Source organism: Streptomyces bathyalis, assembly GCF_015910445.1.
Lineage (GTDB): Bacteria > Actinomycetota > Actinomycetes > Streptomycetales > Streptomycetaceae > Streptomyces > Streptomyces bathyalis.
The window spans coordinates 869,608-895,827 of sequence record NZ_CP048882.1; the positions used below are offsets into that span (position 1 = coordinate 869,608).

Below are 26,220 nucleotides of genomic sequence, written 5' to 3' on the forward strand. Positions count from 1 at the left end.
AAGGTCCGCTGACTGTTCCGACCCTCACGTGAGGAACAGCGATGTCACCGCGACAACCACTGCCGCAATGGCAGGCGCACCCCAAGGCACAAGGTGCTCTTCGCAGTTGAAGGTGTGGGGGCAGGCGTTGAGGCCTTCCAGGGTGGCGCGCCCTGTCCGGCCACGTTCTGCCGTCTCGATGAGCTCGGCCCGGAATTCGTCAGGCGACACCTCGAGCCGGATCAGGCGGTGATCGAGTGCCGGCACCCGGCCCCGTTTCACCGGTCAGCGGCCAGCACTGCCGCGAGGCCCTCTCGCAGGTCTTTGACGAAAAACTCGGGAACCTCGAGCGACGGGAAATGCCCCCCGATTTCGGGCGCCCGCCACCGGACGATCTGCCGGTACCGCTCCCGTGCCCAGGGGCGCGGGCACTTCTCGATGTCGCGGGGATAGATACTGATCGCTGACGGGACGTCGACCCGGAGTTCGGGGTCCAGCGAGTTGTGGCTCTCGTAGTAGATGCGGGCCGACGATGCGCCGGTCCGCGTCAGCCAATACAGGGTGACGTCATCAAGGACGCGGTCTCTGGAAATCGTCTCGAACGGGCTGTCTTCGGTGTCCGACCACTCGGCGAACTTGTCGAGGATCCAGGCGAGAAGCCCGACCGGTGAGTCGACGAGCGAGTAGCCGATGGTCTGCGGCCGGGTCGCCTGCTGCTTCGCGTACGCCGCGCGGTGACGCCAGAAATCGCGGGTTTCCTCGGTCCACCTGCGCTCGACCGCCGTCAGCCCGTCCGTCGTCAAACCGGGCGGCCCCTCCGCGAACGTTGTGTGGATGCCGAGAACATGCGCCGGGAACCTGCCGCCGAGGACCGTGGTGATATTGCCTCCCCAGTCGCCCCCGTGGGCTGCGAACCTGCTGTAGCCGAGCCTTCCCATCAGTTCCACCCAGGCGGCCGCGATCTTTTCGGTTCCCCACCCGGTGGTGGCCGGCTTGTCGCTGTAACCAAAGCCCGGCAGCGACGGAACCACGACGTGGAACGAAGGCGCGTCTGCATCCCTCGGGTCTGCCAACTCGTCCACTACATCGACGAACTCGGCAATGCTGCCTGGCCAGCCGTGCGTGAGGATCACAGGAGTGGCGTCCGCGCGCGCGGATCGGCGGTGCAGGAAGTGGATTCCCAGACCATCGATGGTCGTGCGGAACTGGCCGATCCGGTTGAGGCGCTCTTCGAGCGACCGCCACTTGTAGCCGGTGCGCCAGTAGTTCACGACATCGACGAGGTCGGCGAGAGGAACGCCCTGCTCCCATCGGCGAGAGTCGGGCGCGGCGCGATGGACCGTCTCGGCCTCCGGCAGCCGCGCGGCGGCCAGTCGTGCGCGCAGATCGTCGAGGTCAGCGTCAGTCGCGTGGGCTTCAAATGCTTGCACGTCGCTGGTTGGACGGGGCATGAGACCTCCTGGCCATCGCGGCACCGGCTGCGACCTGTCGAGAACCGGCTAAGACGGTTCTAACAGTTCTCCGGGCACGCCGCAACCGGCTAAGGTGGTTCCATGCGTGCTCGGCTTCCTGACTTCCGCCTCGGCAACGTGCTGGCGACCAGCTTCACGGGGACTCTCTCGGAGCGTCACGGCGACGCTGTGGAGCGCATCCCCACGCCGCAGCGACTCGTCGACTGGCTGGCAGTGAACGGCCTCGCCGTGGACTCCTGCACCACTGCCCAGCTCGACCTCGCCCGGGAACTGAGGGAGTCGATTCACGCCGCCGCGAGTGCGGCCGCGATCCAGGACGCTCTCCCTGCGTCCGCGGTCCAAGTCATCAATGACTGCAGCGCTCAGGGCCGGGCCGCGGCGATCCTGACGCCCGAGGGCACTCGCCGATGGCGGCTCAGCTCGGCTTCCTGCGTGGAAGATGCCCTGAGCGTGATCGCCGCCGATGCGATCAGCATCATCGCAGGCGAACGGGACGGGAAGTTGGCCTTGTGCGCATCATCGACCTGCCAGGCGGCCTTCTTCGACACCAGCCAGAGTCGCACCCGCAAGTGGTGCGACATGAACACGTGCGGGAATCGTCAGAAGAAGGCGCGCTTCAATGCCAACCAGCGCAAGAACCGTGGATCCGGGGGCTGAGAACATCCCTCGCCCCCGCGAGGGGTCACTCCGTCGCGGCAGTCTCCTCGTCACCGTCGAGGCAGCCGCGGTCGCGCAGCGCCGCGAGGAAGCGGCCGTAGGAGGCCTCGAGCGCCTCGCTCTGGCTCTCGTCCGGGTCGACGGTGTGGGATGGACGGACCATCTCGGCAACGGATTCGGCGAGCGATCCGTGAACGGTCGCGGACGCGGCGAGGACCGCGGCGCCGAAGCCGCTCGTCGGATGTTCGGGGACTGAGACGGTTCGTCTCATGACCGTGGCACGGATGCGCAGCCATACCTCGCTCCGGCTCGCGCCGCCGACCGCGCTGAGGGGGCGGGCGGCGAGATCTCCGGCCCGGCCGAGCACCGTGAGGGCGAGGCGCTCGGTGAAGGCGACGCCCTCCAGGAGGGCCCGGTGCTCCTCCACGCCGTCGCGGGGCTCCCCCGTCCAGAAGCCGTCGGCGTCGGGCCGGGCGAACGGGAAGCGCTCCCCGCGCCGCGTCAGCGGATAGCAGCACACGCGGGCGGGTCCGTGGCGGTCGGCCGCCAGGTCGAGCGCGGCGAGATCGGCACCCGGAGATCTCGCGATGAGCACGCCCGCTCCGACGTTGCTCGCGCCTCCGGGCCACCAACGCCCGTCCGGTGCGCGGTGGCTGTAGACGGCCGTCCCCGGCAGGTGAGGCCGGGTGTCCGTGACGGCCTTCACCACGAGGGTGGTGCCCAGGACGCTCACCGCATCGCCGGCGGCGACGGCGCCGGCCGCGATCTGGCCGGTGCAGCCGTCGGTCATGCCGAGCACGACCGGGGTTCCCACCGGCAGCGCCGTGCGGGCCGCCGCCTCCGCGCAGACCTCCGCGACGACCGCACCGGGACGCTCCAAGGCCGGCAGCTTCTCCTCGTCGACGCCCAGCAGCGGCAGCAGCCGCCCCGGCCAGGAGAGTGTCTCCGGATCGGCGCCACCCTTCAGCGCGTGGCTGGTGTCGGTCGGCTGGATCCCTCCGGCGAGCGCGGCCACGACGACGTCCGCGACGTGCAGGTAGCGCGGCGCGCGCCGATGCCTCTCCAGCCACGCGATCCGGCCCAGGGCCGCGGGCAGTTCGTCCGTGGGCACTTCGTCCGGTGCCGGTGCCTGCTCCGATGCCTCTGCCTCGTGGCGGTGTGCGTCGCGCCGTGCGCATTCCGCCCGGGCGAGCAGAGCCCCGTCCTCCGTGGCACGCCTGTCGTCGTAGAGCAGCGCGTCGCCCTCGGGCACGCCGCGAGCGTCGCAGGGAACGACCGTTCCGGACGTCGAGGTGACGGCGAGACCGGCGACGGGCCGACCGCCGAGCTGCCCGGCCAGCGTGCGGAGCACCTCCAGCGCCACGTCCGCATAGGAGGCGGGCTGTTCGGACCAGCCCGGCCGCGGACGCTGCGGTGCGGGCAGCGGGCGTGCCACGGTCGCGACCACGGCGCCCGACGGATCGACGGCGGTGGCGCGTACGGCGGCCGTGGCCACGTCGACGCCGACGACCACCGTCACAGCGGCCCGCCCTCGGGTCGGGACGCTGCCGTGCCGGCGGCGGCTCCGGGAGCGGGCAGCCGGAACAGCAGATCTGGCAGCGTGCTCAAGTCCCGTACGGCGGCGTCGGGTTCGGCGAGCTGCTGCTGGGTCGGCTCGGGAGGGGCCTCGCCGCGCAGCACCCAAATCGTGCCGAGGCCGAGCGCGCGGGCCGGCCGTACGTCCGTGTCGAGCCGGTTGCCGACATGGACGGCGTTGCCCGCGGCGGCACCCGCTTCCCGCAGCGCCCAGGCGAACAGCTGCGGGTCCGGCTTCTCCACGCCGACGATCCCGGACACCGCCCATACATCGACGTACGGCGCCACGCCGTCGCGTCGCAGGGGTTCGAGGACGGTGGCCTCCTGGTTCGCCAGCACGCCGGTACGGACCCTTCCGTGCAACTCCCGCAGACAGGGCAGGACATCGGAGTGCAGCGTGCCCTCCGGGTGTGTCCAGTACGGGCCGGTCCGCTCGTGCAGCAGCTTCCGGTGCCCGGTGTCTCCGAGGAACTCGGCGGCCAGGGCGCCGCGCAGCGAACCGTGCTGCCGGGCCCGTGTCTCGTCGTAGATCTCCCGGAAGCGGGCTCTGCTCGCCGGTGGCAGGTCGCGTTCGGCGCGCAGGTCGTCGATGGCGCTCAGCACCGCGCGGACGAAGTTCTCGTCGTCGTACAGCGGGCCGCCGATGTCGAAGAACACCGCCTCGACGCTGCGGAATCCGCTCATCGCGCGGCGCCGAGCCGGGCCCAGCGCTCCGCCTCGTCCCCGCGTCCGGCCAGGGCCGCGGCGTGTGACGCATCAAGGGGTGCCAGGCCGCCGGCCCCGAGCGCGACCGAGCGCACCCGCGCCGCCTTCACGCACATCGCGGTGACCGCCTCGACCTCGGCCGCGCTCTGCCCGAGAGCGACGATGCCGTGGTTGCCCAGCAGCACCAGCCGCGGCGGCACACCCTCCTCCTCGCGGTGGCGCACCAGCGACTCGACGACGGCGCGGCCGAGTTCGAGCCCGGGCGGCGTGTAGGGGACCCAGGCGGGGCGGCCGAGTACGACCGCTTCGTCCGGGAAGAGCGGCGCCTGCCACAGGTCCTCGGCGGAGGGGCAGGCGAGCAGACCCACCACTGCGGTCGGATGGGTGTGCGCGACCCAGGTCGCTCCCGCGTATTCGAGGGCGGCGAGGTGCACCAGCGTCTCCACGGAGGCGCGCCTGCGGGGGCCCTCGTAGGGGCCTTCGACGGCCAGTGCCTCGGTGACGTCGTCCTGTGTCGTCCCTGCGCCCGGTCCGCCGCGCATCAGTTCCAGCAGTTCCTGCGGGTCGACGACGACGAAGTCCTTCTCGTCGGCGGTGTCCATGCGTGCGCCGCTCGTCTTGACCGCGAACGTGCCGTCCGTCAGCCGCATCGAGGTGTTGCCTTCGGCGAGCACGACGAGGTCCGCCGACGGGTCGCCGAGGCGGCGCGTGAGCCCGACGAGTCCGGGCGGTACGGCGTCCGGCTTCCACAGGGCGCTCATCGGCCACCTCCCAACCGGCGTGCCGTCACCGAGTTCAGCAGCGCCGAGCACACCAACAGCACGCCCAGAGCGAGGAGTTGGGTGCGGCTGCCCTGCGAGCCCTCGAAGGCCAGCAGGATCCCCGCGTTCAGCCAGGCGACCAGCAGCGCCGCGACGACGACGCCGCCCACCCGTCCGATCCCGCCGGTGATGGCGACACCGCCGAGCACCGCGATGGTGATCGCGGGCAGCGCCATGCCGTTGCCGACGGTGCCGGCGTCAGGGCGGGCGGAGGCGAACTGCCCGACCGTCACGATGGCGACCACCGCCGAGAGCAGCCCGGAGAGCATGAAGGCGCGCAGCCGGACGGAGACGACCGGCACGTTGGCGAACCGCGCGGCAACGTCGTTGGTTCCGACCCCGTACAGCTTGCGGCCGAACGTCGAGCGGTTGACCAGCAGCCACACCAGCACCGCGCAGGGCAGCAGGAATGTGAACACCTGCATCGGCAGAGCCGGCAGACCGGGCAGCGGGACGCGGCTCGTCAGATCGTGCAACTCCCGTACGGGCGCTGTGGAGATGGGCCTGTTGCCGCTGCTGACGAGGGAGAGCGAGCTGTAGGCGTAGTACGTCGCGAGCGTGGCGATCAGCGCGGGGAAGCCGAGCCGGGCCACCAGGAATCCGTTGACCGCGCCGAGCAGCGCCCCGGCCGCGAGCGTGGCCGGGACAGCCATGAGCGGGGACCAGCCCCACTCGCTCACGGTGTATCCGAACGCCATTCCGGTGAGGCTGACCATCGCGCCGACGGACAGGTCGATGCCTCCCCTGCCCGACACCATGACCAGCAGTTCGGCCAGTCCCAGGATGCACAGAGGCACCATCGTCTCCAGGGCGGAGGCGAGATAGGTGAGGTCGTAGGGCGCCAGCAGATAGCCACCGGAGTCGAGGACCTTCATCCAGACCAGCAGCACGGCGAGCAGGGCGCCGAGCAGGACGACTCGTTCCGTGAGCAGCACGGTGACGGCCCGGCGCAGACGCCCGTCACCGCCCGCCCGGTCCTCGGGCGTTCCGGAGCCGCGCCGTGTCCCCGTGGTCCCCGTCCCCTCCGGCGGTGTGTCTCGGGTCGAAGTGGTCACAGGGATCGCCTCCTTCGTTCGCGGAGGAGGTCTGCGCCGACCGCCGCGACGATGAACAGACCGATGAACAGCTGGGTGAGTTCGTTCTGCCAGTTCAGCAAGGTGACGGCGCTCGTGATGGTGCTGACGAGCATCGCCCCGAGCAGGGTTCCGACGACGCTGCCACGGCCGCCGAGGATGCTGGTCCCGCCGATCACCACCGCCGCGATGACCTCCAGTTCGAAGCCGGTGCCGATGTCCTGCCCGACGAGGCCGCCCGATCCGATGCGGACGCACGCGGCGAGGCCGACCAGCAGGCCGACGAGCACGTAGACGCTGATCTGGCGGCGCTCCACCCGGACACCCGCGAGCCGCGCGGCGGAGGCGTCGCCGCCCACGGCGTACAGGTGTCTGCCGGTGGGCACGTAGCGCATGTACGTCCAGGCCCCGGCCGCGAGCACGAGCGCGAGGACCGCGGCGTGCGGCACCCCGAGGGACAGCCCGCTCTCCCCGCCGCCCAGCACGCCCAGCGTGCCCGGAACGCCCGAGACCTGCTTGGAATCGAAGATCTGCAGGGCCACGAAGCGGAACACGTTGAGTGTGCCGAACGTGACGATGATCGGATGCAGCCGTCCGTACGCGACGAGCAGGCCGTTGACCAGTCCGAGGACCGCCCCGGTCACGACCGCGACGCCCACCGCCATCAGCAGCCCGGCGCCGGCGTCGCGCAGGAGCTTGGCCACGACGACGCCGACCACGGCGAGCGTGCCGCCCACGGAGACATCGATGCCGGCGGTGACGATGACCGCCGTCATGCCGATTCCCGCGATCGCCACGGGCGCCACGGTGAACAGGATGTTCTGCAGATTGGACGCTGCGAAGAAGGTGTCCGTGCTCAGGGCCAGCGCCAGCCAGAGCGCCACGAGCAGCGCGGCAAGCACCACTTCCTGGCCCTCGGCCAGGCGGAGTGATCCGTGCCGTGCACGCGAGGGCGCCCTGTCCTTTTCGAGGGTGGCCGATGACATCGTCAGGGCACCTCCTTGGTGATGGCCGCCCTCGCGGCGTCCAGTTCCGTCGACTCCTCCTCGGCACCGCCGGCCGCCGCGGACAGCAGGTCCGCCTGCGAGGCGCCGCGGGCGAACTCACCGGCCACTTCTCCCTCCCGCATCACCAGCACCCGGTCGGCCAGGCGCTGGAGTTCGGCCAGGTCGGAGGAGACGACGAGCACCGCGCTGCCCCGGTCGGCGAGGGAGAGCACGATGTCGTGGATCTCGTCCTTCGCCCCGACGTCCACGCCCTGGGTGGGCTCCTCCAGCACGAGGATGTCCGGCCGTTCGACGAGCGACCGTGCCAGGACGACCTTCTGCTGGTTGCCGCCGGAGAGCGTTCCCACCAGCGTCTGCACCCCGGGGGCCTTGATCGCGATGCGCTGGAGGAATTCCGTCGCGACGGTCCTCTCACGGCGGCGGTCCATCGCCACGCCGAGCTTGCTCAGCATCGGCAGGTGCCCTATCGAGATGTTGAAGCCGATCGACTTGGACGCGAAGACGCCCTGGACCTTGCGGTTCGCCGGCAGCATCGCGACACCCGCGCGCACGGCGTCCTGGGTGCTGCGCAACCGCCGCCGCTCGCCGCCGACGACGACCGTGCCGGTGTCCGCCGGATCGATCCCGTAGAGGGCCCGTGCCACCTCGTTCACGCCGGAGCCGACCAGCCCGTACAGGCCGACGACCTCACCGCGGTCGATCACCATGTCCACGTCGCGGAAGGCACCGCCGCTGCCCAGTCCGCGCACTTCGAGCACGGGATCGGAGGCAGGGGCGTCCCTGGTGATCTGCCGGGAGTCCAGGGCGTGCCCGACCATCAGCTCGGCTGTCTGCCGGACGGTCAGCTCCCGCGCGGGCCGGGTGGCGACGACCTCACCGTCGCGGAGCACGGTCACGCGGTCGGCGACCACGACGAGTTCGTCGAGGCGGTGGCTGATGTAGATCACGCCGACACCCTCCGCCTTCACCGAGTCGATGACGCGGAAGAGTGTCTGCACCTCCTGGTCGGTGAGGATCGCCGACGGCTCGTCGAGGATGAGGACGCGCACCTCGTGTGCGAACGCCTTGGCTATGGACACCAGTTGCTGCTCGGCCACGGGCAGGTCCGCGGCGCGTTCGTCCGCGAGCGCCGGATCGAGGCCGAGGCGTTCGAGCAGTCCGGAGACGCGCCGGCGCTGTCCGCCCCAGTCGATGAGGACACCTCGTCTCAGCTCCCGGCCGAGGAAGATGTTCTCCGCGACCGTCAACTCGCCGAACAGCTGCGGTTCCTGGTAGACGGTCGCGATCCCGGCGGCGAGTGCCGAGTTCGTGTCACCGGCCGACAGCGTCGTGCCGCCGACTCCGACCGTTCCCTCGTCCGGGGCCTCCGCACCTGAAATGATCTTGATGAGCGTGGACTTGCCGGCGCCGTTCTCGCCGACCAGGGCATGCACCTCGCCCGCGCGCACATCGAAGTCCACGCCGCGCAGGGCCTGTACACCGCTGTAGCGCTTGCGTATCCCACGGGAGACCAGAAGCGTCTCGGACTCGGTCATCTCACTCCTCGGCCCCGCCCCGTGAACCGGCCGCGGGCGTGCGGCCCGGCGGCCGGTTCGCGGAGCGCGGCTCGTGACGGCGTCAGTAGTCGTAGTCGTCCACGTTGTCCTTGGTGATGCGCAGCGGCTCACCGAGGAGCAGTTCCTTGCGGTCCGGGAAGTACTTCACGGCCGGGAGCTTGTCGTTGACCTTGTTCGTCTTCTTGAACGACTTGCCCTCGCTGAGCTGCTTGCCGGCCCACACCGTCAGATAGCCCAGCTCCTCGACGTCCCACAGGACCGAGCCCGCGGACGATCCGTCCTCCAGGTAGGGCTTCATCGACTTCGGGGTGCCGACGCCGGTGGTGGCGACCTTTCCGGTCTTGCCGGCCTCACGCACGGCCTTGGCCACACCGGGCGCCGAGGTGGTGCACTCGCCGACGAGGCCCTTCAGGTCCGGGTGGGCGTTCATCAGGTCCTTGGCCATGGACACGGCCTTGGCCTCGTCCTCGCCCGCGTACACGATGTCGACGATCTCCGCCTTCGGGTACTTCTTCTTCGTGTACTTCTTCTGCTCCTTGATCCAGGAGTTGAGGTTCTCCGCCGTCTGCCCGCAGGAGACGATCGCGTACTTGCCCTTGCCGTCCATCTCCTTCATCAGCGTGTCGGTCAGCGCCGTGCTGATGCCTTCCGGGGTGGCCTGGTTGACGAAGACCTCGCGGTCGGAGTTGGGGGCGTCGGTGTCGGACGTCATCGGGTGGACGCCCTGGTCCTTGGCGTCGCGCAGGATCGGCGGCATGGAGTCGGGGTCGTTGGGCGCCACGGCGAGCACGTCGACGCGCTGCTGGAGAAGCGACTTGACGATGTCGGTCTGCGCACCCGGATCGGCCGTGGTGGGCCCCTTGTAGATCCACTGGGCGCCCAGGTCCTTCGCCGCCTTCTTGCCGCCCTTGTTCATGGCCTCGAAGTACGGAATGCCCTGGACCTTGGGCACGAACGCGACCTTCGGCTTGTCACCGCCCGACTCCCCGGACCCGTTGTTCTTCTTGCTGCACCCTGCCAGCGTCATCGACGCCGACAAGGCCACCACGACACCCGCGGCGACACCTCGCGAAATACGCATCCTGCCTCTCCTTCTCTGGGGCGCCCGGCCCGAAGGTCCGGGCTGATCGTTCAGTCCGTGATTCCCGCCTTTTCCGAATCGGCCGCGACCCGCTGCCGGTAGCGGCGCACCTCGTGCGTCCGGCCGCCTGACTGCCTGATCCGCCGAGGTCGACGCTCCCGCCGTCCGCTCGGGGGTCAACCGCAGGGGCCCGTCTCCTGGTCGTCATGTCGCGCCTTCCGCCGATACGGCGGCACGGCGCACCGGCACTCCCACCTCGCGCCACCGGCCGACGAGTTCATCGGAGGCGTCCGCGTCGGTGATCAGTCCCGTGACGTGCTCGGAGCCGACGAAGGGGTGCAGGGCGAACCTGCCGACCTTGCTGGAGTCGAAGAGGCCGTACACCTCGTGGCAGAGCGACACGAGCATGCGCTTGGCCTCGGTCTCCTCGGCGGACAGCTCCATCAACCCGAGTTCGGGCGAGAGGGAGCGCACTCCGAAGAACCCCCGGGCGACCCGGCCCCGGCCGCTGAACGCCTCGCCGATGTCGCCGACCAGCGACCACGAGGACCTGCGGAGCGTGCCGCCCGGCATCACCACCGTGGCGTCGGACTCGCTGAGCACCTCCGCCGCGCGCAGCCCGTTGGTGACGACGATCAGGCCGCCGCGGTCACGGATCTCGCGGGCCAGGTGGTAGCAGGTCGTGCTGCAGTCCAGGACGATTGCGTCGCCGTCGTTGACCAGTTCTGCCGCGGCCCGTGCGATCGCCTGCTTCTCCGGCACCCGGTAGCGCACCCGCATCTCGAAGGCACCCTCGTCGGCGCCCCGGACGGCCACCGCGCCACCGCGGACCCTGCGCAGGATCCTGCGCCGCTCCAGAGCGTCGAGGTCCTTGCGCACCGTCACCACGGAGACGCCCAGGCGCTCGGCCAGTTCCGGGACGCTCACCCGTCCCGTCCCCTCGAGCAGCCGCAGCACCTCCTGCTGGCGCTCGTGCTCTGCGATACCCGGCATGTCTCACTGCTCCTCGCACGAGGCGAAAGCACCCGGCGGTCTTTCGAATCGCTGCGTGAGACTAGAAATCACAAAGTCGGAAAGTCAATGAATGAAACAGAAGCCGCACCCGAAACGCTTTCTTTCGAAAGCGCGTGGTGACGGGATGCTTACGAAAGATGTGACGGAGCCGTGGAGAACCGGCCTCACATCCCGTCCGACCTGTGAATTTCAAGAAAGGTGTGCCCCGATCGGGTGCCCGTGAGGAATACCGCCGGCGACCCTCGCCGCTGTCCCGGCATGACGACGAACGAACACCCCGGGCACACCCAGCGGTTCGGCCGGATCGGCGTGTGGAACACGGCACTGGGCTCGACAAGCCCCTCACGCCGCACGGAAATCGAGGAAACGGCAGCGGAACTCGAGGAGTTGGGCTTCGGCGCCCTCTGGATCGGCGGCAGTCCGGCTCCGGAGCAGGCCGAGCCCCTGCTGGCCGCCACATCGACGGTCACCGTCGGCACCAGCATCATGAACATCTGGCAGCACACGGCGGAGGAAGCCGCGACCCAGCACGCCCGGCTCAACATGGCGCACGGCGGCCGCTTCGTGCTCGGAATGGGCGTCAGCCATGCCGAGGCCGCGAAGGATGACGCCACACGGGACGAGCTGCGCCGGCGCCCGTACAGCGCGATGCGCACGTATCTCGACGGGCTGGACGCCGCATCGCAGCCCGTACCGGCAGGCGAGCGTGCCCTGGCGGCCCTGGGCCCGAAGATGCTGGAACTCTCGCGGGACCGAGCCCTGGGGGCTCTGCCGTATCTGGTGACGGCGGAGCACACCGCCCGGGCCCGTGAGGTGCTCGGCACGGACGCGCTGCTCGCCCCCGAGCTCAAGGTCGTCCTCGACGCCGACCGGGATCGGGCCCGCGCGAGGGCCCGCGACTACCTGCAGCGCTACCTGGCCCTGGCCAACTACCGCAACAGCTGGCTGCGCATGGGCTTCGGCGAGGACGACCTGGCGGACGGGGGCAGCGACCGTTTGCTGGACGCGGTCTACGCCTTCGGTGATGCGGAGGCCGTACGGACCCGTGTCGGGACGTTCTTCGACGCGGGCGCCGATCACGTGGCTCTTCAGGTGGTCACCGAGGACACGTTCAACGCGCTGCCGCTCCCCCAGTGGCGCACGCTCGCGGAAGCACTGCTGCCGGGCTGAGGCCGGACGTCGACGGGCGGCGCCGCCGATGGTGGCGCCGCGCGGGATGGGGCTCTCGTCGATGTCCTTGCCGGAGACGGCCCTTCTCGGGCGCCCGCCGGCCTGTGGCGGGCACCCCGAGGAGGCGCCGGCCTGGGCCGGTTGACCTGGGGAGGCCGTCCCGTCGACGCTTGCCATGTGAGCAGCGACAGACCGAATGTGAGGGTGACCAGGCGGGTCCCGCGGGTGTGGGGAGCGCGCGAGGAGGAGGTTCGCAGGGCCTACCCGTGCGACGCCCTCCTCGCCGAGCCGGAGGAAGAGTGGTTCCGCGCCGTCACGGTCGCCGCCGACCGCGCCACCGTCTTCCGCTGGCTCTGCCAGCTCAAGGTCGCTCCCTACAGCTACGACCTGCTGGACAACTCCGGGCGCCGGAGCCCGCGGCACCTCACACCCGGCGCCGCGGACCTGGAGGCGGGGCAGCGGGTGATGACCATCTTCCAGCTCGTCTCCTTCGCCGAGGACCGGCACATGACGCTGCTGCTGGACGACCCCAGAGGACGGCGGCTCTTCGGGACCTTCGCCGTCACCTACGCGGTGAGCGAGGAACGACCGGGCACGACCAGGCTGCTGGCGAAACTGGTCGTGGGTGGCGACGAAGGCGAAGGCGTGCTCGGCCGGCTGCGCCGGCGCTTCCTGGCGTGGGGTGACCTGCTGATGATGCGCCGGCAGCTGCTGACCCTGAGGAAGCTGGCCGAGGGGCGCTGACCGTACCGGCGCGGCACCGGCCGCGCCCGACTCGCAGTGCCGGCGCCCCGTAGGGCCAACGCCTCGTATGGCCCGCGCCTCGTCGGCGCCCCTCGCCCCCGCCCGTCACTCAGTCGCCTGACGCCCCGCCCTTCACGTCGCCCTTCGCCTCGGTCCGCATGGCCAGGACGGAGTGCCGGCGTCCGTAGAAGAGGTAGATCAGCAGCCCCAGCGCCAGCCACACCCCGAACCGCAGCCACGTGAAGACGTCGAGGTTGGCCATCAGATACAGGCATGCGGCAGCGGTGATCACCGGCAGCACGGGCGACAGCGGCACGCGGAACGGCCGCTCCAGCTCGGGGTTGCGGCGCCGCAGCACCGGCACCGCCAGGGCGACGATGAGGAATCCGGACAGGGCGCCGATGCTGACCATGTCCGCGAGTTCGGCGATCGGGACGAACCCGGCCAGCAGCATGATCAGTACGGCGATCGCGATGGTCATCCGGTGCGGTGTGCGCCACCGCGGATGCACCTCGGAGAGCCTGCGCGGCAGCAGGCCGTCGCGGCTCATCGCGAAGCCGATCCGCCCGAGGGTGACGAGCTCGACCATCATCACCGACGTCAGACCGGTGATGGCGCCCAGTCCCACGAGCGCCCCGACCCAGGGCGCTCCCGCCGACTGGAACGCCGCCGCGATCGGCGCGCCCTCGTCGATCTTCCGGTAGTCGACGACGGCGGTGAGCACCAGCGCCACGGCGACGTAGAGCACCGTGCAGATCGCGAGGCTGCCGAGAAGGCCCCGGGGCAGGTCCCGCTTGGGCTCCTTGGTCTCCTCGCCGAGATTGGCGAGCGCCTCGAACCCGGTGTAGGCGAAGAAGACGACCGCCGCGGCCGTGAGGACGCCTCCGAATCCGAAGGCGGACTGCTCCAGCCCCGCCAGGGCCTGGATCAGCGGCTGGTCGACGACGCTCGCGGTGGCCTCGGCGGGCTGCGCCGGCGGGACGAACGGGTCGAGGTTGGCTCCCCGCGCGAAGAAGAGGCCGGCGACGACGATCAGCACGCACACGGACACCTTGATCACGACGAGTGCGTTGGTGAGCCTCGAGGACTCGCGGATGCCCGCGACCGCTACGACGGTGAGGACCGCGATGATCAGCACCGCGCCTATGTTGACCGTGGCCTGCTCGCCGAACCACTCCGGCGGCAGGTGCAGCAGATTGGCGACGTAGCCGGACCAGCTGCGCGAGACGACGGCGGCGCCGAGCGCGAATTCGAGCAGCAGATCCCAGCCGATGATCCAGGCGAACAGCTCTCCCAGAGTGGCGAAAGCGTAGGTGTAGGCACTGCCCGCGGTCGGGACGGCGGAGGCGAGCTCGGCGTAGCACAGGGCCGCCAGAGCGGCGACGACGCCCGCGACCACGAAGGACACGACGACCGCGGGCCCCGCGTGCTGCTTCGCCTCGACGCCGACCAGCGTGAAGATGCCGGTGCCGATGATGACTCCGACGCCGAAGCCCGCGAGGGATATCGCGGACAGGCGGCGTTTCAGCGTGTTCTGCCGGCTTCGTTCGAGGACGTTCTCGACGGGCATCTTGCGCAGGATGTTCATGGTGCGACTCGCTCTGTCGGGGCCCCGGGTGATCCGGGCTGGCGCGTTGTGACCGCGGTCGCCGGCCGGGGACGCCGCCTGTCGATGGGATGTGGGGGTCCGTCGTGCTGTTGAGCAGGACAGTGCTGTCGGCCGACCGCCAACCCTGTCATGCGTCGCCTCCGCCCGTGAACCCGGCAGGGGCCGCCCGGTGCCGGGACACAGGAGGTGCCCACGTGGATCCCGGCCCGAAGCGGGATCGCGGGCCGGGAGGCGCCGAGTTGAGTACGAGTACTCATGTACGCGGCTCGGCGTCTTCGGAAGAGTGCCCTGGTGTGAGGGCCCAGCAGGTTCTCTGCCGCCGCCGTCACGCGGCAACCGACAGCAGCACACTCCGGGATGACTCTGATGACCTCGTCCGCCTCGTCCAACCCGCCCGGATCGTCCACTTCGTCCGATTCGGCCGTGGAATCCGGCTCAGCCGGCCCGTCCGCGGGCTCACGCGGCCGCTTCTCCCTGCCCGCCGTGCTGGTGATCGTGGTGGCGGCAGCGCTGATCGTGTCGGGCATCGATCCGTACGACCGTGCCACCTGGCTGATGGAGACGTTCTGGATCATCCTCGGGCTGCCGCTCGCCGTGCTGGTGTGGCGCCGCTTCCCGCTGACGGGGCTGCTGTGCTGTCTGCTCGCCCTGCACGCCCTGATCCTGGTTCACGGCGGCCAGTACACGTATGCGCGGACTCCCGTGGGCGAGTGGCTGCGGGACTGGTTCGGGCTGGCCCGCAATCCCTACGACAGGGTGGGCCACTTCGCGCAGGGGTTCGTTCCCGCGGTGCTCGTGAGGGAGATCATGGTCCGGCGCTCGCCGCTGAGCGGCAGCCGCTGGCTGGCACCGATGGTCGTGTGCGGCTGTGTGGCCTTCAGCGCCTTCTTCGAGATGATCGAGTGGTGGGCTGCGCTGATCGGGGGTTCGGCAGCGGACGACTTCCTCGCCACACAGGGCGACGTGTGGGACACCCAGTGGGACATGTTCCTCGCCCTCGTCGGCGCGACGTCGGCGCTGCTTCTCCTCAGCAGGGTGCACGACCGGCAACTCGCCGGCCTCCAGAGGCAGTTCGCCGCTGCCGGTCCGGAATGTCCCCCGTCGCTCAGCGGGGCTCCCGGTGGGCCGGGCCCTGCTGGCCGTGGTCGGTGAGCCAGGCCGGGTACTGCGGGTTGTTGCCGATGGCGTCGGCGTAGGCCTTCTCGGCGTGTTCGACGAGCGCCGCCCCGTGAGCGGCCAGGGCGCTCTCCCGGTGCCATACCAGGGAGTGCCGCAGCCGTAGCGGTGTCCCCTTCAGCGGGCGCGGCACGATGCCCGGAGTGCTGCGGAAGGTGGCCTGACCGAGGCCGATCGCCGCCCCGGCCACGATGAGTTCGCGTGCCGCGGCCGCCTCCGCCTCGTGCTGGACGACGGCGGTGAAGCCGGCACCGGTGCATGCCGCGGCGAAGGCGTCGTGCAGACCGCTCCCCTGGCTGGGTGGCAACACCCATACGTCCTCAGCCAGTTCGCCCAGCCCGAGCATCGGCCGTCCCGCCATCGGATGCTCCTCGGGGAGGAGCACGAACGCCGGCTCGATCGCCACCACACGCTGCTCCACCTCACGGCGCGGTGGCCGCGCGCTTCCCTCGTACTCGACGAGCGCGCCCAGGTCCTGCTGCCGCGCGGCGACGAGGTCGAGAACGGTCGCGACGTCGGGCTCGGTGCGCAACTTCGCCTCCGCGCCGGGGAAGAGGGACCGCAGAGGGCCCAGCAGCCGCACCATCAGCGGCCCCGGATTGGCGACGTAGCGCAGGGACAACCGGCCGTCCGAGAAGCCGAGATGGGACAGGACCTCCTGCTGCACGGAGTCCAGTTGCGGCAGAAGCTCGCGGGCCTTCGCGACGACCAGTTCCCCCAGAGCCGTCGGGCTGGCACCGCCCCGATGCCGTACGAACAGCGGGCCGCCCAGCATGCGTTCGATGCGCTGCAGCTGCGCGGTCAGGGACGGCTGGGAGAGTCCGAGCACGGCAGCCGCCCTGGTCAGGCTCCCCGCGTCCGCCACGGCCCGGATCACTCGGAGGTGGCGCACTTCGAGGTCCATCACACGATGCTATGTCCAGGTGGGATGGGCAGGGAGCGGGCGTCGGCGGGCATCGTGAGTTCACGGCGCACCAGCCACCCCCCACCACATCCGCGAGGAGCCGTCGCATGCTCACTTCGCATGCCCTGCCCACATCCGGCGCCAGGGAGCGGGCGAACGAGATAGCCGGACTGCTGCTGGGCCACCAGCGAAGACCGGACCGTAACCGGCACCAACAACCCGGGGACTGCCGGGAGTTACCCTGCGCCGACTGCCGGGCCACCCAGGCCCGCGTGATCGAGGCGTTCGTGCTCGCCGGGCAGCCTGTACGTCTCGTACTGCCCGCCTTCCCCGGCAAGTCACCGAACCGCGCCAAGGTACTGGGGACCCTGCCCGACATGGCCGAGGAACGGGCCCTGGAGTACCTCGACTCCCTCACCGCCTCGATCCGGGAGATCCATCCGCCCGGCGCGGAGATCGTGATCTGTTCCGACGGCCGTGTCTTCAGCGACGCCGTCGGCATACCGGACGACGACATCACCGCCTACCACCGGGAGTTGCGGACGATGATCGCCGCGCTCCCCCACGTCGGGGTCTCGCTCTTCACGCTCGACCAGGTCCCCGAATTCGCGGGACTTCCGCACGACACGATGCGCAAGGTGCTCACCGAACGCCACGCCGTTCCTCTGGACCGACTGCGCGACGGCGTGCGGCGCGGCGAGGAGCTGCCGCTCTACAGAGCCATCACCCGCTTCCTCTTCGAGGACGGCAACACACCTGAATACAAGGGAAGCAGGGCCGCACTGCAGAGGGACGCACGGGCGCGTGCCTACGTCGTCATCCAGCGCAGCAAGGCCTGGGGCGAGTTCCTCGCTCAGCGTTTCCCCGGCTCCGTCCGGCTCTCCATCCATCCCCAGCCCTGTTCCGCGCTCAAGCTGGGCATCCGGCTGGGCGAGTCGACCGGCACCTGGCTCACCCCGTGGCACGGGGTCGCCGTCGACCTCGGCGGACGGCTGGTGCTGATGAAGCGGTCGGAGGCCGAAGCCCTCGACTGCGACGTCGTCGAACGCGGGGGCCGCCCGAGCCACTTCGTCCTGCGGGGGCCGGCCCGCTCCGCGCACGAGGACCTCCTCCGGCACCCCGCGGCACGTACGGGCGCCGCCACCGCACCGAGCGCGTCCACCGCATGCGCCGTACCCACCGAATCGAAGGAGTGGTGACCTTGACCATCAGCACCCCTGCCCGTCCGCCCCTCGCCGGCTTCGGAGCCGTCGTCGAGGCCGCCTCGCCGGGCGAGCGGCTGGAAGCGCTTCCCGTGGAGGAACTGCGCGAACTGGTCCGCAGCCACCACCTTCTGCTGCTGCGCGGCTTCACACCCTTCGCGGACGGCGAGGAACTGGCGGCGTACTGCGCGCGCTGGGGTGAGATCAGCATGTGGCCGTTCGGTGCGGTGCTCGAACTGGTGGAGCACGAGAACCCCGAGGACCACATCTTCGACCACCGGCACGTACCGCTGCACTGGGACGGCATGTACCGCCCCCAGGTGCCCGAGTTCCAGCTCTTCCACTGCGTCGACGCACCGGGCCACGACCAGGGCGGCGGGACGGTCTTCTCACAGACCTCGGCCGTGCTCCGGGACGCGGAGCCGGGCGCACGCGCGCTGTGGGAACAGGTCACCGGGATCTACCGCCGCAAGATGGAGTTCTACGAGAGCACAGCCGTCTCGCCCGTGGTCGGCGAACACCCCGTCACCGGGGAGCCGGTGATCCGCTACAACGAACCGGTCGCTCCCGACGACGAGTTCATCAACCACCCGGTCCTGGAGTTCACCGGAGTGCCCGCCGCGCGGCTCGAGGAATTCCACCGCGGTCTGAGCAAGGCCCTGCGCGCCCCCGGTTACGCGTACACGCACCAGTGGCGCACGGGCGACCTCGTCGTCGCCGACAACTACACGCTGCTCCACGGCCGGGAGGCGTTCACCAGCCGTGCCCCCCGCCATCTGCGCCGCGTGCACGTGCTCGGTGACCCGCCGCTGGAGAATCCGGCGCTGCGTGCGGGCGGCCGGCCACCCGGCAGCTGACCACGGCTCACGGACGCAACGACGGCACCTGCACCCCCACCCCTGCAGGGTCCCCCACGCCGGCGTTGCGTCCGTGCCCGTTGTGCTGGAAGCTCTCCGCGCGTGCCGATGGCACGGGAGTGCACGGACGAAACAGGGGGAGCCCGTGGGCCGTTGGGAGACCGAGCTGCTCCACCAGGAGCAAGTGGGCCGCCCTGTGCGGGAGTCGGCGGACCTGCTTGCTGTCCTCGGCGGGGACCGGATCGTGGCCGACGGGGAGCATGTCGCCCGCCTTGGCTGCGATGGGAACCCCAAGTGGCGCCGCGGATACGGGAGTCGGCCCCGTTCCGGCCACATCTCCGGTGACCGGCTGCTGGTGCTCTCGGACTCCTTCGACTACCACGCCTGGGGGCATCTCGGCCCCGCACTGCTGCTCGATCCGGACGACGGACGGCTCGTGGCCGAGCTGCGCGGCGAGAGGGCCGCTTCTCTCGGCGGCGGCCGCTTCGTGCTGGGCCTGGAGGGATACGACGTCTTCGACACCTGGCTGCATGAGCGGGACGGTTCGCAGTCGGGGACCTGGCGCAGCTACGGGCACTACGTCCCCGATCCGGACGGCACCATCCGCGTCGTCGAGTGCGACCGGAGGACACCGACATCCTCCCGTGTGGTCCGGCTGCTGAAGGACGGCGGGATCGAGCGCGGCACGCGCCTGTCCGGCGGTCAAGTGCCACCGCCCGTCGTGCTCGCGGACGGAACCCTCGTGGTGCTCGACGCGGGCGTGCTGCGTGCCGTCGGTCGCGATCTCGACGACTCGATCCTTGCGGAGCTGCTGCCGGTGCCGCCCGGCGAGACGTGGCGCTTCCGGGGCGAACTGGCCCTCTCCGGCGACCGGTTGACCGTGACCGTCGAGGAACGGCACGCCGGGGAGGCCACCGGCAGTACCCGGCGGAGGTGGACGCTGCGCGTCAGCAGGCGGCCCTGAGAATGCCGGGAGGGTGCCCGCGTCCTGCTCGCGCCGCTGCGGGCCGCTGCGGGCCGCACACGCCGAACGGCCCCGAGTCCGCGGCTGAACGTCTCTGGAAGGAACCGTGAACCCGATCGGGGGTTCGTGCGGAGTAGGGAGTGACCGGGCTCTGTTCTCGCCCGGCCAGGCGACGAACGGAGCCCGATGTGACAGCGCCCTCCCGAGTGGAGCGCCGGCCGGACCCTTCGGAGGACTCGGTTCTGGTGCAGGCGTCACAGACCGATCCGCAGAGGTTCGCCGAACTGTACGACCGGCATGCGCCGGACATTCACCGGTACGCCGCACGACGCCTGGGCCACTCCGCGGCGGACGACGTGGTGGCGGAGACCTTCCTGGTCGCGTTCCGCCGCCGGAACCGCTTCGACCCGTCGCGGGGCTCCGCGCGCCCGTGGCTGTACGGGATAGCGAGCAACTTGATCGCCGGACACCGCCGTTCGGAGGTCATGCAGTACCGGGTACTGGCGAGGACCGCGGTCGATCCCGTGGTGGAGGGGCATGACGACCGCGCCGACAGCCGGGTGGCCGCGGCCGCGGTGACCCGTCAGCTCGGCGCGGCGCTGGCCCGTCTGTCCAAGGGCGACCGGGACGTGCTGCTGCTGGTCGCGTGGGAGTCGCTGACCTACGAAGAGGTGGCGCAAGCACTCGCGATTCCCGTCGGGACAGTGCGCTCCCGACTGAACCGGGCTCGCAAGAAGGTCCGGAAGGCGCTCGGTGGGGCCGACCCCACTGCGGCACGCGAGGAGTTCACACGTGGATGAAATGACAGAACTTCGGCGCATGCGGGCTGAGGTCTCCCACCCCGACCCGGAACGGCTGACCACCGGCCGGGAGCGGCTTCAGGCCGCGATCAACGAAGAGAGGCCGGCTCTCCGGGACGCCTCGGACCGGCCGCAGACAGGGGGATTCATGAATGACATCAAGATCACGGGCGACAGAGGGCAGGGCTCCCGCGGCCTCCTGGTCCGCCGGCCGGTGCTGAGCGCCGTGGTGGCCGCCACCGCAGCGGTCGCGGTCACGGCCACGGTCGTCATCGCCGGCAACCTCGGTGACCGGCAAGGACGTTCGGGACCGTCAGTCTCGGAAAGCTCCACCACGCGGGTCAGCGCGAAGAAGGTGCTCAACGATGCCGCGGACCGGGTGCGCGAGGAGGAGAAGGACGCGAAGACCGACGTCCCCCGCGACGACCAGTTCATCTACATCAGGAACATCGTCAAGGAGACCAACCGCAAGACCGGCAGGACCGACGTCAGGGAGGCCGAGAACTGGGAGTCGGTGGACCGCTCCAAGCGCGGGTGGGTGAACGAGATCGGCGGCGACGGCACCTGGGACGAGCCACTGGGAAAGAACGAGTCCACGTTCCCGCCCCCGGGCTGGGAGGCGCAGAAGAAGATTCCCACGGACCCCGTCGAACTGATCCGTTACCTGGCGAAGGGGCTCGGCACGTCGGGCAAGCCCGATTCGCTGAAGGAGATCAAGAAGCGCGACTGGTACATGGTCCAGTTCTCCCTGAAAGGGCTGGCCACTCGGCCGATCTCACCCAAGGGCCTGCGGCCCGCCGCTTTCGAGGCCCTGGCCAAGGTCCCGGGGATGAAGGCGAAGGCGGGCGTGGAGGACAGCAGGGGACGACCCACGGTCGGTGTCTCGTACGACCACAAGTTCACCAGGAACCAGATGCTCCTCTTCGACGAGGACAGCCACGCATACCTCGAAGACAGGGACATCCGCGCCACGTTGGACGGCAAGAAGAGCTACGACCAGTTCATCCGCCTTGCCGAAGCCGCCGTAGTCGACAAGGTCAAGCAGCGGCCGTGACGTCGAGGGCGACCCGGTGGCCGCTACGGGGGTGCGGCCGGCGGACACCCGGGAGGTCCGCATCCCGATGGACGCGGGCCTCCCGGATGTCTCAGAAGCGGCCGACGGCGACGAGCACGCAGAGCGCCAGGATGACGACGTTGGCGGCGACGTTCACGGCTTCGCGCGAGCCGCGTCCGGCGGCACGGTCGGCCCTGAGCAGTGAGCTGTGGCTCATCAGGGCCCCGACCATCACGATCGCCAGGCCGGCCGCGGCCAGCGGCGTCAACTGAGGGGCCACACCGGTCGGTCGGGGCAGAATCAGACCGGCCACGGCGAGCAGTTCGCAGACGGCTGTCGCCTTGATCACGGCGGGCGGGAAGGGTGCCACGCCGGTCTGTCCCGTGGCGATCAGCCGGTCCTTTCTCATGCTGACCTTGAGCGTCCCCGAAACGAGGAAGAGGACTGCAAGCAGGATCTGCACGGTCCACAGGGCGGCATTCATGGGGAGGCTCCGGGTCGGGAACGAGGGGTCACACATCACGACGGGACGGCGGACCCGGATGTGACATCCGCGTCGGGCGACGTGACGGCGACGCCCGGGGCCTCGGAGGGGTCAGGTGCCGCGTTTCCAGTTGGCGGTCCTCGCGGCGCCGGTCTTCCCGGAGCCCTCCGTACCGTCCCTCTGCCTCTCCCGCAGCACGGCCGCCGTGCGCCGGCACCAGTCCCGGTGTCCCTCTTCGAAGGCCAGGCCGCGCATGCAGGTCAGATACGGGCCGATCCGTCCGCCGCGGCGCAGGAACTCCTCCTCGTCCGCACCGTCGCGCATCCGCCGCAGCAGCTCGCCGAAGAGCCCGATCCTGGCTTCGGCGGCTGACGCGCGCTCTTCGAGCTGTTCGATGACGGGCCCCGCGCCGACGCGGTCGACGGCCTGGACCTTCACGAGCAGGTCGTCGCGGATGAACGACGGCTTCGACGCGGCCTGTACGAACTCCTCCAGCTCTGCCAGTCCGGCCTCGGAGACCCTGAAGAGACGCTTGTTGGGCCGGGTCTCCTGGACCACCTGCCTTCCGGTGACCAGCCCCTCCTTCTCCAGCTTGGCCAGCTCGGCGTAGAGCTGCTGGGGCAGGGCGTGCCAGAAGTTGGCGACGCCGACGTCGAACGCCTTCGCCAACTGGTATCCGCTGTACTCCCCGTCCAGCAGGGCCGCCAGCACCGCGTGCCTCAAGGCCATCGATGCGCCCCCTTCCCGCTCGTCGTCCCTCCGATGCATCATACTCAAGAAACTGATTAGTCATATCCTTGAATATGGGAGTTGGGGAGGAGAGCCATGGAGACCGCGACACGCTTCCGCGCCGCCGTCGAGACACGCGACCGGGCCGCGCTGGAAGAGCTGTTCACGGAGGACATCCGCTTCTACAGCCCGGTGAAGTTCACGCCCTTCGAAGGCAGGCCCATGGTGCTGGGGCTCTTCGACGTCCTGCTGCGCACCTTCGAGGACTTCCACTACACAGGGGAGTTCGACGGCGCGGCGCAGACCAGCACCGACGGCACCGATGCCCCGGCAGCGGTCCTCGTCTTCCGCGCCACGGTGCAGGGCAAGCAGATCCACGGCATCGACATGCTCCAGTTCGACGAGGCGGGCCGCATCAAGGAGTTCACCGTCATGGTCCGGCCGCAGTCCGCCGTGCAGGCGCTGGGTGAGGCGGTGTTCGCGGGACTGGTCGCCGACGGTCTCGTGCCCAAGTCCGGCTGAGAGCAGGCGACTTCGTACCGGCATTGCGCCGCCTTCGGCCCCATCGCGCCGTGAGGCCGGGGGCGGCGCGGCGAAAACGGGATGAGCGGGCGAGGGGCCCGCGGATAGCCTGCCGCCCGGCGGAACCACCGTTGCGGCGCCCCGAGTCGGGCTCCGCGGCCGTCGCTACGGGTCACTCCCCGTACGGCGCCCGGTGGTCGCACGGACCCGCGCGGCTCGCCGCCGGAGCCGGCGCGTGCGCCGACAGAGGAGGACCCGTCAGCCCCGAACTCCGCATCAACGAACGGATAGACGCCACTGAGGTGCGCGTCGTCGGGCCCAGAGGCGAGCAGATGGGCATCGTCCCACTCGCGAGGGCCCTGGAGATCACACACGAATACGGCCTGGACCTGGTCGAGGTGGCCGCGACGGCTCGCCCGCCGGTGTGCAAGATCATGAACTACGAGGAATTCAGAGCCCGTCCGCCCCGCCCTCGCAGACCACGCGGCCTCGGCTGGTGAACAGCCCGTACGGACAACCCCGAGGCCCGATGTACCGGCACGGCGGCCGGCGGGACAGGCCCGCGACCGCCCGTCCTTCTAGGTGCCCCCCTTGAGGTTCCGGCGCAGCAGCGGCAGCAGACGCTCCCAGTGCCGCTCCAGCGCCACGGGGCTGTACGCGGAGGTGTCGGACATGGTGAAGCCGTGAGGCCCCGGATAGACCTCGGAGGTGTAGCGGACTCCCGCCGCGTCCAGGGCCTCGTCCAGCCGCGCGATGTCCTTGGGAGGCATCGCGTCGTCGTTCTCCGCGTGGCCGAAGTGGAGTTCGGCGGTGACGGAGCCGACGTCCAGGTGCGGGCTGTCCGCCGCGTCGGTGGCGAGCCGGGCGCCGTGGAAGCCCGCGGCCGCGGCGACCGTGCCGGGGTGGGCGGACGCGGTGCGCAGGGCGAGCATCGCGCCCATGCAGTAGCCGGTGACGCCCACCGCGCCGGGGCTCACCTGCTCCTGCTGCGTGAGGAAGTCGAGGTAGGCGCCGGAGTCGGGGACGGACTTGTCGGGGGTGTGGTCCGCCATGACGGGCCTGACCTTCGCGATGAAGGCGTCGCGCGCCTCGGGCTCCCGCATGTCGGGCAGCGGGAACAGCGGTGCCCGGCCGTGGCGGTAGAAGACGTTGGGAGCGAGCACGTAGTAGCCGTGCGAGGCGAGCTTCATCGCGAGCCCCCGTATGACGGGCCGCAGGCCGATCACGTCCATGTACAGCAGGACGCCGGGGTGCCTGCCGCCCTCGGCGGGGAATGCGGCGAACGCGTCCGCCGTGCCGTCCGGGGCAGGGATGTCGAGGTCGAGGGACGTGATTTCCATCGTCTGTGATCCTTCCGCCGCGAACAGGTGCCCGCCCGTCCTATCACCGCCTCCGGCTCAGCGTCCTCACCGCCTCCGGCTCAGCGTCCTCACCGCCTCCGGCTTGGGCACGCGGGCGCCCCATGAGCCGTGAAGCCCCCTCGTCGATGCTTCACGGTCCATGGGGCGCCGGTCGGTGCGGGCGTGCGGCGGCCTACCGGGAGGTGGGCACGCGCTCCGCCTTCTCCTCCCGGCCGTGTGCGGCAGCGGACTTCTCGATGCTGCGCAGCCTGACCCATCCACCTGCGAGCAGCACGGCCCAGATGGCACCCACGTAGAGGGAGATGCGGGCCTCCGGGTCGTAGGCGATGAGGCCGGTGACCATGAGGAGGAACAGCAGCGCGACCGTGCTGGCCACGGCACCGCCCGGAGCGGGGAACGAGGACTCGCGCAACTGGCCCGCCTTCAGCGCCCGGCGGTAGCGGATGTGGCTGCAGAGGATCATCATCCAGGTCCAGATGCCCGCGGCGGTCGCCACCGACGTGACGTAGCCGAACGCCTTCTCCGGCACCAGGTAGTTGATGACGACGCCGATCCCCATCAGCGCGACGGATGCCGTGATGCCGACGGCGGGCGACTTGCGGGAGTTGAGCCGCGCGAAGATCTTCGGCGCCTGGCTGTTCGCCGCCAGGTCGCGCAGCATGCGCCCGGTGGAGTACATGCCGGAGTTGCACGAGGACAGGGCGGCCGTCAGCACGACGAAGTTGACGATGCCGGCGGCCAGCGGAATGCCCATCTCGGAGAAGGCACGGACGAACGGGCTCTCCCCCTCCGAGTACTGCGTCCACTTCACGACCGACAGGATGATCAGCAGCGCACCCACGTAGAAGAAGATGATCCGCCAGGGCAGCGTGTTGATGGCCTTGGGGAGGGTCTTCTCCGGGTTCTCCGACTCACCCGCGGTGACGCCGACGAGTTCCACGGCGAGGTAGGCGAACATGACGCCCTGGAGCGTCATCAGGCTGGAGCCGATGCCGTTGGGGAAGAACCCGTCGTGCGCGTACAGGTTTGCCGCCGAGGCGGTGTCGCCCACCTCGGAGAAGCCCAGGGTCAGCACACCGAGACCGATCACGATCATGCCGATGATGGCCGTGACCTTGATCATCGAGAACCAGAACTCGATCTCCCCGAAAATCTTGACGGAGATGAGGTTCACTCCGAAGAGCACCACCAGGAACACCAGTGCGCTGACCCACTGCGGAATCACCGGGAACCAGAAATGGATGTAGATCGCGGCGGCCGTCAGTTCGGCCATGCCCGTGACGACCCAGAGGAGCCAGTACGTCCAGCCCGTGGCGAAGCCGAAGAACGGCCCGAGGAATTCGCGGGCGTATTCCGCGAAACTACCGGACACCGGCCGGTAGAGAAGGAGTTCGCCGAGTGCCCGCATGATGAGGAAGACGACCACACCCGCGAGGGCGTACATGAGAATGATGCTGGGGCCGGCCTTCGCGATATTCGCTCCGGCTCCCATGAAAAGGCCGACACCGATGGCGCCGCCGATCGCGATCATTTGAACCTGACGCGAACCGAGACCGCGCTCGTATCCCTCTTCGGAACCGCTGCTCGCAGCCCCTCCGGCGTCTTCAGGCTGCCTGGTTTCCACCGAGACCATTACGTCCGTGCCTTTCTCCACGTCCGGCCGCGCATTCGAATCGGGCCGGATCCGGCTCTCCCGGGAATGAA

The 26,220-nt window shown here is 70.1% G+C and carries 26 protein-coding genes and 1 pseudogene; 11 read left to right on the forward strand and 16 right to left on the reverse strand.

Annotation, left to right across the window (positions count from 1 at the left end; translation table 11 throughout):
• Nucleotides 1-24 precede the first annotated feature (24 nt).
• Together G4Z16_RS03910 and G4Z16_RS03915 are read right to left on the reverse strand one after the other, a co-directional pair.
• On the reverse strand, nucleotides 25-246 hold the full coding sequence (locus G4Z16_RS03910) for a hypothetical protein (protein ID WP_197355064.1): 222 nt from the start codon (nucleotides 244-246) through the stop codon (nucleotides 25-27).
• A gap of 11 nt (nucleotides 247-257) precedes the next feature.
• On the reverse strand, nucleotides 258-1,430 hold the full coding sequence (locus G4Z16_RS03915; protein WP_197349193.1) for an epoxide hydrolase family protein: 1,173 nt from the start codon (nucleotides 1,428-1,430) through the stop codon (nucleotides 258-260).
• Between the two features lie 102 nt (nucleotides 1,431-1,532).
• Here G4Z16_RS03915 and G4Z16_RS03920 point away from each other — a divergent pair, with 102 nt between their 5' ends.
• Nucleotides 1,533-2,108 (forward strand): CGNR zinc finger domain-containing protein, encoded by a 576-nt coding sequence (locus tag G4Z16_RS03920; protein WP_197349194.1) that lies wholly within the window; start codon nucleotides 1,533-1,535, stop codon nucleotides 2,106-2,108.
• 25 nt (nucleotides 2,109-2,133) lie between these two features.
• Here the strand turns inward: G4Z16_RS03920 and G4Z16_RS03925 are convergent, their stop codons facing one another.
• From G4Z16_RS03925 to G4Z16_RS03960, 8 genes are all read right to left on the reverse strand, one after another.
• A complete protein-coding gene (locus G4Z16_RS03925) occupies nucleotides 2,134-3,627 on the reverse strand; it encodes an FGGY-family carbohydrate kinase (RefSeq protein ID WP_197349195.1) in 1,494 nt (497 codons plus the stop codon).
• Entirely contained in the window at nucleotides 3,624-4,367 is a 744-nt protein-coding gene (locus tag G4Z16_RS03930; RefSeq protein ID WP_197349196.1) for an HAD family hydrolase, read from the reverse strand. Before G4Z16_RS03930 ends, G4Z16_RS03925 begins: the two co-directional genes overlap by 4 nt.
• Nucleotides 4,364-5,149 (reverse strand): class II aldolase/adducin family protein, encoded by a 786-nt coding sequence (locus G4Z16_RS03935; RefSeq protein WP_197349197.1) that lies wholly within the window; start codon nucleotides 5,147-5,149, stop codon nucleotides 4,364-4,366. The genes G4Z16_RS03930 and G4Z16_RS03935 overlap by 4 nt, the downstream gene beginning before the upstream one ends.
• On the reverse strand, nucleotides 5,146-6,264 hold the full coding sequence (locus G4Z16_RS03940) for an ABC transporter permease (RefSeq protein WP_197349198.1): 1,119 nt from the start codon (nucleotides 6,262-6,264) through the stop codon (nucleotides 5,146-5,148). The genes G4Z16_RS03935 and G4Z16_RS03940 overlap by 4 nt, the downstream gene beginning before the upstream one ends.
• Nucleotides 6,261-7,268, reverse strand: a complete 1,008-nt coding sequence (locus G4Z16_RS03945; RefSeq protein WP_197349199.1) for an ABC transporter permease — start codon at nucleotides 7,266-7,268, stop codon at nucleotides 6,261-6,263. The genes G4Z16_RS03940 and G4Z16_RS03945 overlap by 4 nt, the downstream gene beginning before the upstream one ends.
• Before the next feature lie 2 nt (nucleotides 7,269-7,270).
• Complete coding sequence (locus tag G4Z16_RS03950; RefSeq protein ID WP_197349200.1) at nucleotides 7,271-8,824, reverse strand: sugar ABC transporter ATP-binding protein; 1,554 nt, start codon at nucleotides 8,822-8,824, stop codon at nucleotides 7,271-7,273.
• A gap of 82 nt (nucleotides 8,825-8,906) precedes the next feature.
• Complete coding sequence (locus G4Z16_RS03955; protein ID WP_197349201.1) at nucleotides 8,907-9,926, reverse strand: autoinducer 2 ABC transporter substrate-binding protein; 1,020 nt, start codon at nucleotides 9,924-9,926, stop codon at nucleotides 8,907-8,909.
• A gap of 204 nt (nucleotides 9,927-10,130) precedes the next feature.
• Nucleotides 10,131-10,919, reverse strand: coding sequence for a DeoR/GlpR family DNA-binding transcription regulator (locus G4Z16_RS03960; protein ID WP_197349202.1), 789 nt, complete (start codon nucleotides 10,917-10,919; stop codon nucleotides 10,131-10,133).
• Between the two features lie 279 nt (nucleotides 10,920-11,198).
• Between G4Z16_RS03960 and G4Z16_RS03965 the strand changes: the two genes are divergently transcribed.
• The gene (locus G4Z16_RS03965) at nucleotides 11,199-12,110 is read left to right on the forward strand and encodes a TIGR03620 family F420-dependent LLM class oxidoreductase (protein ID WP_197349203.1); all 912 of its coding nucleotides are present in this window, start codon (nucleotides 11,199-11,201) and stop codon (nucleotides 12,108-12,110) included.
• Nucleotides 12,111-12,287: 177 nt separating this feature from the next.
• Complete coding sequence (locus G4Z16_RS03970; RefSeq protein WP_246530666.1) at nucleotides 12,288-12,854, forward strand: hypothetical protein; 567 nt, start codon at nucleotides 12,288-12,290, stop codon at nucleotides 12,852-12,854.
• A 109-nt stretch (nucleotides 12,855-12,963) separates the two neighbouring features.
• On the opposite strand, the gene G4Z16_RS03975 is transcribed toward G4Z16_RS03970, so the two are convergent.
• The gene (locus G4Z16_RS03975; RefSeq protein WP_197349204.1) at nucleotides 12,964-14,442 is read right to left on the reverse strand and encodes an APC family permease; all 1,479 of its coding nucleotides are present in this window, start codon (nucleotides 14,440-14,442) and stop codon (nucleotides 12,964-12,966) included.
• Nucleotides 14,443-14,820: 378 nt separating this feature from the next.
• Here G4Z16_RS03975 and G4Z16_RS03980 point away from each other — a divergent pair, with 378 nt between their 5' ends.
• On the forward strand, nucleotides 14,821-15,615 hold the full coding sequence (locus G4Z16_RS03980) for a DUF2238 domain-containing protein (RefSeq protein ID WP_246530667.1): 795 nt from the start codon (nucleotides 14,821-14,823) through the stop codon (nucleotides 15,613-15,615).
• Here G4Z16_RS03980 and G4Z16_RS03985 read toward each other — a convergent pair.
• Nucleotides 15,569-16,543 carry a LysR family transcriptional regulator gene (locus G4Z16_RS03985; protein WP_197349205.1) on the reverse strand — a complete coding sequence of 325 codons (975 nt, stop codon included), beginning with the start codon at nucleotides 16,541-16,543 and terminating at the stop codon, nucleotides 15,569-15,571. The genes G4Z16_RS03980 and G4Z16_RS03985 overlap by 47 nt on opposite strands.
• A 107-nt stretch (nucleotides 16,544-16,650) precedes the next feature.
• Between G4Z16_RS03985 and G4Z16_RS03990 the strand changes: the two genes are divergently transcribed.
• The 5 genes from G4Z16_RS03990 to G4Z16_RS04010 all read left to right on the forward strand — a co-directional run bounded on the left by G4Z16_RS03990 (nucleotide 16,651) and on the right by G4Z16_RS04010 (nucleotide 21,420).
• Complete coding sequence (locus G4Z16_RS03990) at nucleotides 16,651-17,742, forward strand: L-tyrosine/L-tryptophan isonitrile synthase family protein (RefSeq protein ID WP_197349206.1); 1,092 nt, start codon at nucleotides 16,651-16,653, stop codon at nucleotides 17,740-17,742.
• A gap of 2 nt (nucleotides 17,743-17,744) precedes the next feature.
• Entirely contained in the window at nucleotides 17,745-18,602 is an 858-nt protein-coding gene (locus G4Z16_RS03995; RefSeq protein ID WP_197349207.1) for a TauD/TfdA dioxygenase family protein, read from the forward strand.
• Nucleotides 18,603-18,747: 145 nt separating this feature from the next.
• Nucleotides 18,748-19,566: a hypothetical protein gene (locus tag G4Z16_RS04000; RefSeq protein WP_197349208.1), complete on the forward strand. Its 819-nt coding sequence runs from the start codon at nucleotides 18,748-18,750 to the stop codon at nucleotides 19,564-19,566.
• 188 nt (nucleotides 19,567-19,754) lie between these two features.
• Nucleotides 19,755-20,366, forward strand: a complete 612-nt coding sequence (locus G4Z16_RS04005) for an RNA polymerase sigma factor (RefSeq protein ID WP_246530668.1) — start codon at nucleotides 19,755-19,757, stop codon at nucleotides 20,364-20,366.
• Between the two features lies 1 nt (nucleotide 20,367).
• On the forward strand, nucleotides 20,368-21,420 hold the full coding sequence (locus G4Z16_RS04010) for a CU044_5270 family protein (RefSeq protein WP_246531206.1): 1,053 nt from the start codon (nucleotides 20,368-20,370) through the stop codon (nucleotides 21,418-21,420).
• A 91-nt stretch (nucleotides 21,421-21,511) separates the two neighbouring features.
• Here G4Z16_RS04010 and G4Z16_RS04015 read toward each other — a convergent pair whose 3' ends face one another.
• Both G4Z16_RS04015 and G4Z16_RS04020 read right to left on the reverse strand, forming a co-directional pair.
• Complete coding sequence (locus G4Z16_RS04015; RefSeq protein WP_246530669.1) at nucleotides 21,512-21,904, reverse strand: DoxX family protein; 393 nt, start codon at nucleotides 21,902-21,904, stop codon at nucleotides 21,512-21,514.
• Between the two features lie 111 nt (nucleotides 21,905-22,015).
• Entirely contained in the window at nucleotides 22,016-22,633 is a 618-nt protein-coding gene (locus G4Z16_RS04020; RefSeq protein WP_197349210.1) for a PadR family transcriptional regulator, read from the reverse strand.
• A gap of 96 nt (nucleotides 22,634-22,729) precedes the next feature.
• Between G4Z16_RS04020 and G4Z16_RS04025 the strand changes: the two genes are divergently transcribed.
• Both G4Z16_RS04025 and infC read left to right on the forward strand, forming a co-directional pair.
• Nucleotides 22,730-23,155: a nuclear transport factor 2 family protein gene (locus G4Z16_RS04025; protein ID WP_197349211.1), complete on the forward strand. Its 426-nt coding sequence runs from the start codon at nucleotides 22,730-22,732 to the stop codon at nucleotides 23,153-23,155.
• A gap of 275 nt (nucleotides 23,156-23,430) precedes the next feature.
• A pseudogene (gene infC / locus G4Z16_RS32295) lies at nucleotides 23,431-23,610 on the forward strand (translation initiation factor IF-3); the annotation flags it as partial.
• 123 nt (nucleotides 23,611-23,733) lie between these two features.
• Here infC and G4Z16_RS04035 read toward each other — a convergent pair.
• Both G4Z16_RS04035 and G4Z16_RS04040 read right to left on the reverse strand, forming a co-directional pair.
• Complete coding sequence (locus tag G4Z16_RS04035) at nucleotides 23,734-24,495, reverse strand: dienelactone hydrolase family protein (RefSeq protein WP_197349213.1); 762 nt, start codon at nucleotides 24,493-24,495, stop codon at nucleotides 23,734-23,736.
• Between the two features lie 193 nt (nucleotides 24,496-24,688).
• The gene (locus G4Z16_RS04040; protein WP_197349214.1) at nucleotides 24,689-26,149 is read right to left on the reverse strand and encodes an amino acid permease; all 1,461 of its coding nucleotides are present in this window, start codon (nucleotides 26,147-26,149) and stop codon (nucleotides 24,689-24,691) included.
• Nucleotides 26,150-26,220 lie beyond the last annotated feature (71 nt).

Excerpts from the sequence above, each read along its gene's own strand:
- G4Z16_RS03965 (WP_197349203.1), top strand. The coding sequence starts at position 11,199 with ATGACGACGAACGAACACCCCGGGCACACCCAGCGGTTCGGCCGGATC.
- G4Z16_RS04010 (WP_246531206.1), top strand. The coding sequence starts at position 20,368 with ATGACAGAACTTCGGCGCATGCGGGCTGAGGTCTCCCACCCCGACCCG.
- G4Z16_RS03980 (WP_246530667.1), top strand. The coding sequence starts at position 14,821 with ATGACTCTGATGACCTCGTCCGCCTCGTCCAACCCGCCCGGATCGTCC.
- G4Z16_RS04040 (WP_197349214.1), bottom strand. The coding sequence starts at position 26,149 with ATGGTCTCGGTGGAAACCAGGCAGCCTGAAGACGCCGGAGGGGCTGCG.
- G4Z16_RS03975 (WP_197349204.1), bottom strand. The coding sequence starts at position 14,442 with ATGAACATCCTGCGCAAGATGCCCGTCGAGAACGTCCTCGAACGAAGC.
- G4Z16_RS04025 (WP_197349211.1), top strand. The coding sequence starts at position 22,730 with ATGGAGACCGCGACACGCTTCCGCGCCGCCGTCGAGACACGCGACCGG.
- G4Z16_RS03955 (WP_197349201.1), bottom strand. The coding sequence starts at position 9,926 with ATGCGTATTTCGCGAGGTGTCGCCGCGGGTGTCGTGGTGGCCTTGTCG.
- G4Z16_RS03935 (WP_197349197.1), bottom strand. The coding sequence starts at position 5,149 with ATGAGCGCCCTGTGGAAGCCGGACGCCGTACCGCCCGGACTCGTCGGG.
- G4Z16_RS04015 (WP_246530669.1), bottom strand. The coding sequence starts at position 21,904 with ATGAATGCCGCCCTGTGGACCGTGCAGATCCTGCTTGCAGTCCTCTTC.
- G4Z16_RS03945 (WP_197349199.1), bottom strand. The coding sequence starts at position 7,268 with ATGTCATCGGCCACCCTCGAAAAGGACAGGGCGCCCTCGCGTGCACGG.
- G4Z16_RS03930 (WP_197349196.1), bottom strand. The coding sequence starts at position 4,367 with ATGAGCGGATTCCGCAGCGTCGAGGCGGTGTTCTTCGACATCGGCGGC.
- G4Z16_RS03985 (WP_197349205.1), bottom strand. The coding sequence starts at position 16,543 with ATGGACCTCGAAGTGCGCCACCTCCGAGTGATCCGGGCCGTGGCGGAC.
- G4Z16_RS03915 (WP_197349193.1), bottom strand. The coding sequence starts at position 1,430 with ATGCCCCGTCCAACCAGCGACGTGCAAGCATTTGAAGCCCACGCGACT.
- G4Z16_RS03960 (WP_197349202.1), bottom strand. The coding sequence starts at position 10,919 with ATGCCGGGTATCGCAGAGCACGAGCGCCAGCAGGAGGTGCTGCGGCTG.
- G4Z16_RS04020 (WP_197349210.1), bottom strand. The coding sequence starts at position 22,633 with ATGGCCTTGAGGCACGCGGTGCTGGCGGCCCTGCTGGACGGGGAGTAC.
- G4Z16_RS03990 (WP_197349206.1), top strand. The coding sequence starts at position 16,651 with ATGCTCACTTCGCATGCCCTGCCCACATCCGGCGCCAGGGAGCGGGCG.
- G4Z16_RS03950 (WP_197349200.1), bottom strand. The coding sequence starts at position 8,824 with ATGACCGAGTCCGAGACGCTTCTGGTCTCCCGTGGGATACGCAAGCGC.
- G4Z16_RS03920 (WP_197349194.1), top strand. The coding sequence starts at position 1,533 with ATGCGTGCTCGGCTTCCTGACTTCCGCCTCGGCAACGTGCTGGCGACC.
- G4Z16_RS04035 (WP_197349213.1), bottom strand. The coding sequence starts at position 24,495 with ATGGAAATCACGTCCCTCGACCTCGACATCCCTGCCCCGGACGGCACG.